Source organism: Paracandidimonas soli, from assembly GCF_004342005.1.
Lineage (GTDB): Bacteria > Pseudomonadota > Gammaproteobacteria > Burkholderiales > Burkholderiaceae_B > Paracandidimonas > Paracandidimonas soli.
In genome coordinates this window covers 1-10011 of record NZ_SMBX01000018.1, presented here as the reverse complement: position 1 = coordinate 10011, position 10011 = coordinate 1, and the positions used below count along the sequence as shown (strand labels likewise).

Sequence of the window (10011 nt, the reverse complement as noted above, 5' to 3'; positions counted from 1 at the left end):
ATCGGCGCTACCTTCCCAAAATCTTGTTTCGCACCTCGATTTTATGCGGGCTTAAAGGTATGCGCCGATTCCTTTTGGTGAAATTTCCGGGCTAGGTCTTGAAAAGGCCAGGCGCAGATTGAGCGCCCGGCCTCATCCGGCCCGGTCAGCAGGGTGTGGCGGCCCGGCTGCGAGCGTAGAACCACCAGGTAATGACGACGCAAGTGACGTAAAAACCAATGAATACGAGCAGTGCGGCCGAAGCGCTGCCGGTCAGGTCCAGCGAAGTACCGAAACTGCGCGGGATGAAGAACCCGCCATAGGCGCCGATGGCGCCGGAGAAACCCAGCACGGCAGCGGATTCCTTGCTGGCGTCGATCAGCGCCTGCTTTTCCGCCTGTTCACCCTTGCCGCGCGCGTCATTCAGCCGCGCCGTTTGGAAAATCACCGGAATCATGCGGAACGTCGAGCCATTGCCAAGACCGGCGAAGCCGAAAAGCAGGATGAACATGACGAGGAATCCGGTAAAGCTGCCTGCGTCTCCCTGGCCGGGCGTGAATGCCAGCACCCCCAGCACCGCCAGGATCATGGCGATGAAGGTGTACAGGGTGACGTGCGCTCCGCCGATCTTGTCCGACACCCATCCGCCGAGCGGGCGGGTCAACGAGCCCACCAGCGGGCCGAGAAACGCATAATTCGTGGGATTGATTTCGGGGAACAGGGTTTTCGTCAGCATGGGGAAGCCGGCTGAGAAACCAATGAAGGATCCAAAGGTGCCGATGTAAAGCCAGCACATCAGCCAGTTGTGCTTGCGCTTGAAAATAATGGCTTGTTCCGAAAATGAGGCGCGCGCATCCGCAATGTCGTTCATGCCGAACCAGGCGGCCAGCGACGATGCCAGGATCAGCGGCACCCACATGAAGCCGGCGTTCTGCAGCCAGATGCTGTGCTGGACGCCATCGATGGTATAGCGCTGGGGTTCGCCGCCCAGCGCGCCGAACATGCTGGCTGAAATGGCCAGAGGCACGCAGAACTGGGCAATTGATACCCCCAGATTTCCTATGCCTGCATTCAGGCCGGTTGCTATTCCTTTGCGGGATTTGGGAAAGAAAAAACTGATATTGGCCATGCTGGAGCTGAAGTTGCCTCCGCCGAGCCCGCATAACAGCGCCAGCGCCAGCAGCATCGGATAGGAAGTGGACGGATCGCGCAACGCAAAACCCATGCCCAGAGCGGGGACCAGCAGCGATGCGGTCGATAATGCCGTCCATCGGCGCCCCCCGAAGATAGGCACCAGAAAGGAATAGAACACGCGCAGCGTGGCGCCGGACAGCGCAGGCATCGCCGACAGCCAGAACAACTGGTTCTTGGATAGCTGGAATCCCGCAAGATCCAGGTTCACCACTACGACGCTCCAGAGCATCCAGATGCTGAACGCCAGCATGAGGGCGGGGATGGAGATCCATAGATTGCGGTGTGCGATACGGGAACCAGTCTGTTGCCAGAAGGCAGTGTTTTCCGGTTCCCAGCGTTTCAGGACATGGCTTGTCATAAGGAGTCGCTCCTGGTGGTGCTCAATGGGAAGGAAAGCCGGCATTTGGGGGCCCGATGCATCATGTCGGCCTGTGTTGAAAGACGGTTGCTACAAGGCGGCCTGGCTGGGCTGCGCGCTTTGTGTCGGTCGAAAACTGAAATGCATCCAGATCAGCGAGACACAAACGGTGCCGTACAGAAGCATGAAGCAGCTGGAATATATGCCGGTCAGATCCAGCAGGGCGCCGAACATAATGGGCAATGCGAACCCACCCAGTCCGCCGGCCAGTCCGACGACGCCGGAGACGGCGCCTATGTTGTCTGTGAACTCATCGGAAATGAACTTGAAAACCGATGCTTTGCCGATGGCGGTGGCGATGCCCACGATGAACATCAGGATTGTGAACGGGACCGGACCCAGCGCCAGGTGAAAAGTTTGGGGACCTGAGGTGGTCTGTATCGTGAATTCGGTCTGGGGATAGCTGAGGATGAAAAAGGCGACCCAGCAGACCCACATGACCAGCCAGGTCGTTTTGTACGCGCCGAAGCGGTCGGAAATCCATCCGCCGAATGCCCTCAGAACGCCGCCGGGCAACGAAAAACAGGCGGCGAGAAAGGCCGCGACGGAAATGTCGAAGCCATACTCGCTGATGTAGTATTTCGTCATCCACAGGGCAAGGGCGACATAGCCGCCGAATACAACGGAATAATATTGGCAGTAGCGCCAGACACGGGGATCCTTCAGCACCAGCAATTGTTCCCGCAGACCAGCGCTTTTTCCTGTTTTGTGAGATGGATCGGATGCTGACAGCATCCAGAACAGCAAGGCCGTGACCAGTAGCGCCACCGAGTAGACTTTCGGCACGATGGTCCAGGCTCCGCCAGCCATGGTGATCAGCGCCGGCGCGACGAACTTGGTTATGGCGGAGCCGGAGTTGCCAGCGCCGAACACGCCCATTGCCAAGCCCTGCTTGTGCCGAGGGAACCAGCGGGCGACATAAGGCGTTCCTACGGAAAACGCGCCCCCGACCAGCCCTACGAACAATGACAAAACCAGGAAGTGCCAGTACTTCGTGGCATAGGCCAGCAACCATATGGGAATGACGGCGGTTGCCATGGTCAGGAAAAATACAATGCGTCCGCCATAGCGGTCCGTCCAGATTCCCAGTGGTACACGCACCAGCGAGCCTGTCAGGACGGGCATTGCCGCAAGCAGGCCGAACTGGGTTTCCGATAGATTCAATTCATCCTTGATGGGGATTCCCAGCACGGCAAACACCATCCACACCGCAAAGCAGACGGTAAATGCGAAAGTGCTGGAAACCAGGACGGAGATTGCCTTACTGGAAGTCGGGGAGGAGATGTCGCTCATGATGCATTGCCGCCTTCTGCTTGTGTGGCCATTATTGGACTGGACATAGCTTAGGCACGCGCAGCCATGTGAGGAATTCCTCTCATGGGCGAGATGGATACTGCAATATGACTAGTTCTTTTGTCTGCCGAAAGAAAAACAGCCCCCTGCTTTCCATGAAAGCAGGGGGCTGTCCGGCTTTGGTTGCGAGTCGCTTCCGCCGCATGGCATGAGCGACTCTTCGCTACATGGGCGAGTTTTCAGCGCCGCTGTATGCGTTGGCGCCAGGTCAGTCGTCTTCCTTGCGCATGTGCGGGAACAGCAGCACGTCGCGGATATTGGGGCTGTCGGTCAGCAGCATGACCAGCCTGTCTACGCCGATGCCGCAGCCGCCCGTGGGGGGCATGCCGTATTCCAGCGCCCGGATATAGTCGGCATCGTAGTACATGGCTTCTTCGTCGCCGGCGTCCTTGGCCTGGGCTTGCGCCTGGAAGCGGGCGGCCTGGTCTTCGGGGTCGTTCAGCTCGGAGAAGCCGTTGGCGATCTCGCGGCCCGTGATGAACAGCTCGAAGCGTTCGGTGATGCCGGGCATCGTGTCGGACTCACGAGCCAGCGGCGAGACCTCGACGGGGTAGTCGATGATGAAGGTGGGATTCCACAGCTTGGATTCGGCCACTTCCTCGAACAGGGCCAGCTGCAGCGCGCCGACGCCGGCCTGGGCCAGGGCGGGGGCGTTGACGTCGACGCCGAGCGACTTCAGCTCCTTGCGCAGATAGTCGATGTCGGTCAGGTCGGCATTGGCATACTGCGGAGCGTACTTCTCGATGGCCTGCAGAATGGTCAGGCGGTCAAAGCGCTGGCCGAAGTCCAGTTCACGCCCCTGGTACTGGATGGCGCTGGAGCCGCAGACGCCCTGGACCACCTGGTGCAGCAGGTTTTCGGTGAAGTCCATCAGCCACTGGTAGTTGGTGTAGGCCGCGTAGAACTCCATCATGGTGAATTCGGGGTTGTGGCGCGGGCTGACGCCTTCATTGCGGAAGTTGCGGTTGATCTCGAACACGCGCTCGAAACCGCCCACGACCAGGCGCTTCAGGTACAGCTCGGGCGCGATGCGCAGGTACATCTCCATGTCGAGTGCATTGTGGTGCGTGACGAACGGCTTGGCCGATGCGCCGCCCGGAATCGGGTGCAGCATGGGCGTCTCGACTTCCAGGAAGTGCTCGTGCTGCATGAGGAAACGCAGGGTGGCGATCACGTGCGTGCGGGCCAGGAAGGTGGCGCGCGTGCTGTCGTTCATAATGAGGTCGACATAGCGCTGACGGTAGCGCTGCTCCTGGTCGGCCAGACCGTGGAACTTGTCGGGCAGCGGGCGCAGCGATTTGGACAGCAGGCGCAGGCTTTGCGCCTGGATGGAGAGTTCTCCCTTGTTGGTCTTGAAAACCGCGCCTTCGACGCCGATGATGTCGCCGATGTCCCAGGTCTTGAAGTCGGCATAGGCTTCATCGCCCAGCGCCTGCTTGTCCAGGTAGATCTGGATACGGCCGGTGCCGTCCTGCAGCGTGGCGAAGCTGGCCTTGCCCATGATGCGCTTGAGCATGATGCGGCCGGCGATGCTTACGTGCTTGTTCTTTTCCAGCAGTTCTTCCTTGCTGCGACCGCCATAGGCCTGGTGCAGTTCGATGGCCTTGCAGTCAGGCAGGAAATCATTGGGGTAGGCTGTACCTTTTTCCCGCAGGGCCGCGAGCTTTGCCCGGCGTTCGGCGATCAGGCGGTTTTCGTTCTCCGGGGTCGTGCCGGCCGTAGTGGTGTCGTTCATTGCGATGTCTGGTCGAAGGAATAATGGCGGATGTCATCCAGCACGGGCGTGCCGAAATCGGGATGTTCGAGCCGCGCCAGGATGCGGGCGGCGGTGTCTTGCGCGGAGCTTAGCAGACCTTCTTCGTGAAGCGCCACGAAGCGCTCGAGCTGCGGGAAATCGGCCCGGTCGGCGTGGCGGATGTCCGCCTGCATGCTGGTGTCGACGACGCCCGGCGCCATCGAGGCGATACGCACGCCGTGGTTTTCCGCATGCAGCACTTGCGTGTAGTGATCCAGCGCGGCCTTGGCGGCGCAATAGGCGCCCCAGCCGGGCATGGGATTGCGTCCGGCGCCCGAGGAAATATTGAGGATGCGCCGATCCGCATCGAGGCTGGCGGTGGCCCGCAGGAATGCGGCGCACAGCAGCACGGGGCTTGCCACGTTCAGCTGCAGCGCCGCCTGCAAGGACGCAGCGTCCGACAGCCGGTCGGCGCGAGCGATAGGCTGCACGGTGCCGGCATTGTTGATCAGCAGGTAGCGCTGCGCGTCTTGCGGCAGCATGGCCGCCAGCCTGTCGGCGCATTGCTGCGCCGCGCCGGCGTCGGACAGGTCCACGGGAATCTGTTCGAGATCGCCGCCTTGCTCGCGCCAATGTCCGGCGAGATCCGTGCTGACCGTGCGCGCCAGGGCGAACAGCCTGACGCCGGGCGCGGCAAGCGCCCGGGCCAGGGCAAGGCCCAGCCCGCGCGATGCGCCTGTCAAGATAGCGACGGTATGCGGGGTCATGCCTTAGACGCCTTGCTTCAGGCTGGCCTGGATGAAGGGGTCCAGGTCGCCGTCCAGGACTTTCTGGGTATTGGAGATTTCCACGTTGGTGCGCAGATCCTTGATCCGGCTCTGGTCCAGCACGTAGGAGCGGATCTGGTGACCCCAGCCCACGTCGGTCTTGGCGTCTTCCATTTTCTGCTGCTCGGCCATGCGGTTGCGCAGCTCCAGCTCGTACAGCCTGGATTTCAGCATCTGCATGGCTTCGGCGCGGTTGCGGTGCTGGGAGCGGTCGTTCTGGCACTGGACCACGATGCCGGTGGGCCCGTGCGTGATGCGCACGGCGGAATCGGTCTTGTTGATGTGCTGGCCGCCGGCGCCGCTGGCGCGATAGGTGTCGATGCGCAGGTCGGCGGGATTGACCTCGATTTCGATGGAGTCGTCGACTTCGGGATAGACGAAGACGCTGGCGAAGGAGGTATGGCGGCCATTGGAAGAGTCGAACGGGCTCTTGCGCACCAGGCGGTGGACGCCGGTTTCCGTGCGCAGGTGGCCGAAGGCGTAGTCGCCCTCGACCTTCAGGCTGGCCGACTTGATGCCGGCGATGTCGCCCTCGGATTCTTCCAGTACCTGGACGGCGAAGCCCTTGCGCTCGCAATAACGGACGTACTGGCGCAGCAGCATCGACGCCCAGTCCTGGGCTTCGGTGCCGCCGGCGCCGGCCTGGATGTCGATGAAGCAGTTCAGCGGATCCGCGGGATTGGAGAACATGCGGTGGAACTCCAGGGTTTCCAGGCGTTCTCCCAGCGCGTTGCAGTCTTCCTCGATGGCAAGCAGCGTGTCGTCATCGTCGTCGCTGGAGGCCAGCTCGAAAAGATCCTGCGCGTCCTTCAGGCCCTGGCCGATTTCCGTCAGGTTGAGGACGATGTTTTCCAGGCTTTTCTTCTCGCGGCCCAGGTCCTGGGCGTGCTTGGGGTCGTTCCAGACCTCGGCGCTTTCCAGTTCGGCGTTTACGACTTGCAGGCGTTCGGACTTGGCATCGTAGTCAAAGATACCTCCGCAAAGCGGATTGACGCTCGAGATAATCTTCCAGGCGGGCGGCAATTTGGTTCTGGTGTTCGGCTTCCATGGTGTGTCCTGTTTGTTGCGCGGCAGGCGCGCTTTGTGCTGTCGATGCCCGTGCGGGACGCGCAAACCGCGCCGCATGCGTACGGGCAAAAGGATGAAACCCTCGATTTTACACGCAAGCGCCTCAGTCAGACAGGCCGGGGATGGATGCGCCGACAAGCAGTAGCACTATGGGGGAAAGCACCAGGAATGCAATCGTAGACACCACGACGGCGCCCGCGGCGTCGCCCGCGTGATTGGTGTAGCGTGCGGTGAACATATAGGCGGTGACGGCGCAGGGCATGGACATCTGCAGCATGATGATGCCGCTGATCGTATCGGGCAGGCCCATGGCCAGGGTGACCACCCAGGCGCACAGCAGGCCGAGCACCAGCCGCAGCGCGGCCAGGAAGGATCCGGTCCGCAGGCTGCCCGAGGGAATGCGGGTCAGCGCCAGTCCCAGGCTCAGCAGCATCAGCGGCACCGCCATGCTGCCGACCAGTTTGGCCGACTCCAGCAGCCAGTGCGGCAGGGGAATTTCGAGCCAGCGCATGACGAGGGCGGCCAGGGAAGCCAGTAAGATGGGAGAGCGCCAGATAGGCAGGCCGTTCGCCGAAGGCAGGACGCGCACGAATATGGAATTCTGCAGGAACGAGCAGATGGCGAAGAAGATGACGGCTGCCGACAGCCCCGTTTCTCCAAATGCAAGGTAAGTCAAGGGCAGTCCCATATTGCCTGAATTGGGAAATGCCGTGACCAGCCACAGGGAGCGCACGGGCAGTTTCATCAGGTACAGGACCAGGGCGAAGACGGCGCCCGCGAATGCGAGGACAAGAAAGGTGCTGAGGCCGACGTTGAGCAGGGTGCTGTCATCCAGCTGCGTGCTGTAGAGCGTCTGGAAGATCAGCGCGGGCATGCTGAAGGAGGTCACCAGGATCGTGATGAAGTCGTTGGAGACCGGCAGCTTGCGCACGCCCCAGTACAGGCCGATGCCGGCGCAGGCGAGCAGGGGGGCGAGAATGGCCAGCGTGGAAAGGTAGAAAGTGATCAGACCGTACATGCGAAGAACTCTGGCCCGAGGGCAGGATGTTGCCGCCACGGCTCGGGGGAGCCTTTGGGCTCCAGGGTTGAAACTGTCTCGCGCGCCCTGCGGGTTTTGCGCTTTGATTTGCCGTCATAATTTCGACAAAACACGATGCTACCATTGCCGCCTGCGTTTTCCCGGAGTATGTATGGATTCAGTGTTTGTCGTTCACCTGACGGACGTCCACCTGTTCGCCGAGCCCGGCGGCAGGCTCGGAGATGTGGATACGGATGCCAGCCTGCGCGAGGTGCTGGATTTCCTGCGCCAAGACTTGCTGCAGTTGGGCAGGCGGCCGGATCTCATCCTGATGACCGGCGACCTGTCGCAGGACGGCAGTCCCGAGGCCTATGCCCGGCTGAAGGAGGCCGTGCTGGACTTCCGCGCGCCGCTGGCCGTCCTGCCGGGAAACCATGATCTGCATGAAGCTTTTCATGCCGCATGGCGGGAGTACGAGGGGCCGTGGGTGAATCTGGGCGATTGGCGCATCGTGCTGCTGGATACCGTCGTTCCCGGCTCCGATGCCGGCCGCCTCGCGCCGGATCAGTTGTCCCTGCTGGCGGACGCCGCGGCGCGCTCGGAAGGACGCCATGTGCTGGTCGCGCTGCATCACAATCCGGCGACGGACAAGCCGGATGGGGTTGATGAGCTGATGCTGGCCAATGCGCAAGCGCTGTTTTCCGCCGTGCGGCGGCAGGAGCACGTGCGGGCGCTGTTGTGGGGGCATGTGCACCGGCCATACGATCAGTGGCTGATGCGCGACGGCGGGGAGCCGGGAGAGACGGGCGGCGCCGAACCTGTGCCGGGCAGGGACATCAGGTTGCTGGCGAGTCCATCGACTTGTCTGCAGTTCAGAGTCCGACCTGGATCGGGGGATGATCGTCCGGGATATCGTTTGCTGGAGCTGCTGCCGGATGGGGGTATTCGGACCTTGGTGCGGCGTGTGGGGGATGAGGTGATTGGGGATTGGCTGTTTTGAGGCGGCTTTGATCGTCGTGGGAGGTTCGCTTAAGGCTGCCGTGATATTAATGGCGCGCAAGACCGTTTCTGCGACCCTCAGAATCCCTGGCAACGTGGAACGAATGAGAATACCAACGGCCTTGTGCGGCAATACTTGCCAAAGGGAATTGACCTGTCTGATTACTCGCAAGCTAAGCTCAACGCTATCGCAAGACGACTGAATGAGCGTCCGAGAAAAACCTTAAACTACGAAACACCGGCACAACGATTTAACCAGACCGTTGCATCCACCGGTTGAATCCGCAACCAAGAGCGGACAGTCGCTGATTTTTGATGCGGGTGCTCCCCCTCTCTCTCTATTGAGGAGAATATGCACCGCCAAGCCCTGGAAGCCTCGATCTCCTTACGTGTTAAGGTCCGGGTTGGCGGCTACATTCCTGCGAGGAAACGCTTAAACAGGTCTCCATATTGAGTTGTTGGAATTTCAGTGAGCTGGTTTCCGTGACGAATGAAAAAAGCTCCTCCGAAGTTTGATGGTTCGCTTTGGGCGCACGTCTCGAATACGAAGATGGTCTTGTCATAATACCTTACCGACTTCACATTGCGCGCTACGTAGTCGCGCAGTGGCTCTGATAAAGCAGACGCTTTGATCTTAGTGGCCAATTCCCTGAATAGATCGTCGAGAGACTTTCTGAGTGCATTCGCCTCATGTTCAACGCCCGTGATAAAAAAGCGATCGAACGGTATCGGATCAACGCCATAGAGCTTACTCACCCGCTGAGCATCGGCCTCCGTATCAGCCACACCAACCAGCACGTAACCACGGACACCTTGTCGAATGTTTGCAATACCGACGAGTGTTTTCAATATCTTGTCAAAGCTCTCTTCATCGAAGATGTTCTTGCCATCGAGGCGGAGAAATCCCTGTTTGAAGTCATAGGACGCTTGCTCGGTGTACGACTGCGTCAGAATGTTCTCCATCTGAGTTATCCAGCGAACGCGCGCAGGGTCGTAGCTTTTCGATGGGCCGAACACAGAACCATAGAGGCCTGCCGCAGCGTCTACTGATTTCGCTCGATCTTCCGCTCCCCAGCGGCCGCCCTCGGGTACGATAATCTGCTTGCCGCTGCCGTCCATGAGCCTGACCAAGCTCTCTTGGTCTGCAACCTCTTGATTCTGTACCACGATGAGCTTGTGTAGCGCGAGGAAAACGACCTGGAAATAACGCGGCGCTCTCGGGGGTTGCGCACCGAAGAGAAGCTGACCTAATGTCTTGCCACTACGGTTCAACGTGAGTTTGAGCTGATCCAATACACGTTGGAAGTCCAGCGCAATTACCTCGACTGAATCGCCCCGGGAATCGCGGAGGCTGTTTGGTTAAAGTACAGCGTTCATCGGCACGGCGGCGGGGTGAGTACGGTGATAGAGTTCCTCCGCC

The 10011-nt window shown here is 60.4% G+C and carries 8 protein-coding genes and 1 pseudogene; 2 read left to right on the top strand and 7 right to left on the bottom strand.

All coding sequences use genetic code 11. The features are described 5' to 3' along the window. Positions 1-145 precede the first annotated feature (145 nt). The 6 genes from EV686_RS18420 to EV686_RS18395 all read right to left on the bottom strand — a co-directional run bounded on the left by EV686_RS18420 (position 146) and on the right by EV686_RS18395 (position 7592). Positions 146-1531 (bottom strand): NarK family nitrate/nitrite MFS transporter, encoded by a 1386-nt coding sequence (locus EV686_RS18420; protein ID WP_132478427.1) that lies wholly within the window; start codon positions 1529-1531, stop codon positions 146-148. A 90-nt stretch (positions 1532-1621) separates the two neighbouring features. Continuing rightward, positions 1622-2884: an MFS transporter gene (locus tag EV686_RS18415; RefSeq protein WP_132478426.1), complete on the bottom strand. Its 1263-nt coding sequence runs from the start codon at positions 2882-2884 to the stop codon at positions 1622-1624. Between the two features lie 268 nt (positions 2885-3152). After that, complete coding sequence (lysS, locus tag EV686_RS18410) at positions 3153-4679, bottom strand: lysine--tRNA ligase (RefSeq protein WP_132478425.1); 1527 nt, start codon at positions 4677-4679, stop codon at positions 3153-3155. After that, positions 4676-5446: an SDR family NAD(P)-dependent oxidoreductase gene (locus EV686_RS18405; protein WP_132478424.1), complete on the bottom strand. Its 771-nt coding sequence runs from the start codon at positions 5444-5446 to the stop codon at positions 4676-4678. Before EV686_RS18405 ends, lysS begins: the two co-directional genes overlap by 4 nt. A gap of 3 nt (positions 5447-5449) precedes the next feature. Continuing rightward, positions 5450-6554, bottom strand: a protein-coding gene (gene prfB / locus EV686_RS18400) for a peptide chain release factor 2 (protein WP_132478423.1) whose coding sequence is annotated in 2 segments (ribosomal slippage) — positions 5450-6472 and positions 6474-6554 — 1104 coding nt in all. Because the reading frame shifts where the segments join, the coding sequence is not laid out codon by codon here. Between the two features lie 123 nt (positions 6555-6677). Next, a complete protein-coding gene (locus EV686_RS18395) occupies positions 6678-7592 on the bottom strand; it encodes an AEC family transporter (RefSeq protein ID WP_132478422.1) in 915 nt (304 codons plus the stop codon). A 172-nt stretch (positions 7593-7764) separates the two neighbouring features. Here EV686_RS18395 and EV686_RS18390 point away from each other — a divergent pair, with 172 nt between their 5' ends. Both EV686_RS18390 and EV686_RS18385 read left to right on the top strand, forming a co-directional pair. Next, on the top strand, positions 7765-8592 hold the full coding sequence (locus EV686_RS18390; protein WP_132478421.1) for a metallophosphoesterase: 828 nt from the start codon (positions 7765-7767) through the stop codon (positions 8590-8592). A gap of 66 nt (positions 8593-8658) precedes the next feature. After that, positions 8659-8871 (top strand): annotated as a pseudogene (locus EV686_RS18385) (IS30 family transposase); the annotation flags it as partial. A gap of 131 nt (positions 8872-9002) precedes the next feature. On the opposite strand, the gene EV686_RS18380 reads toward EV686_RS18385, so the two are convergent. Continuing rightward, on the bottom strand, positions 9003-9884 hold the full coding sequence (locus EV686_RS18380; protein WP_207901894.1) for a hypothetical protein: 882 nt from the start codon (positions 9882-9884) through the stop codon (positions 9003-9005). Between the last annotated feature and the right edge of the window lie 127 nt (positions 9885-10011).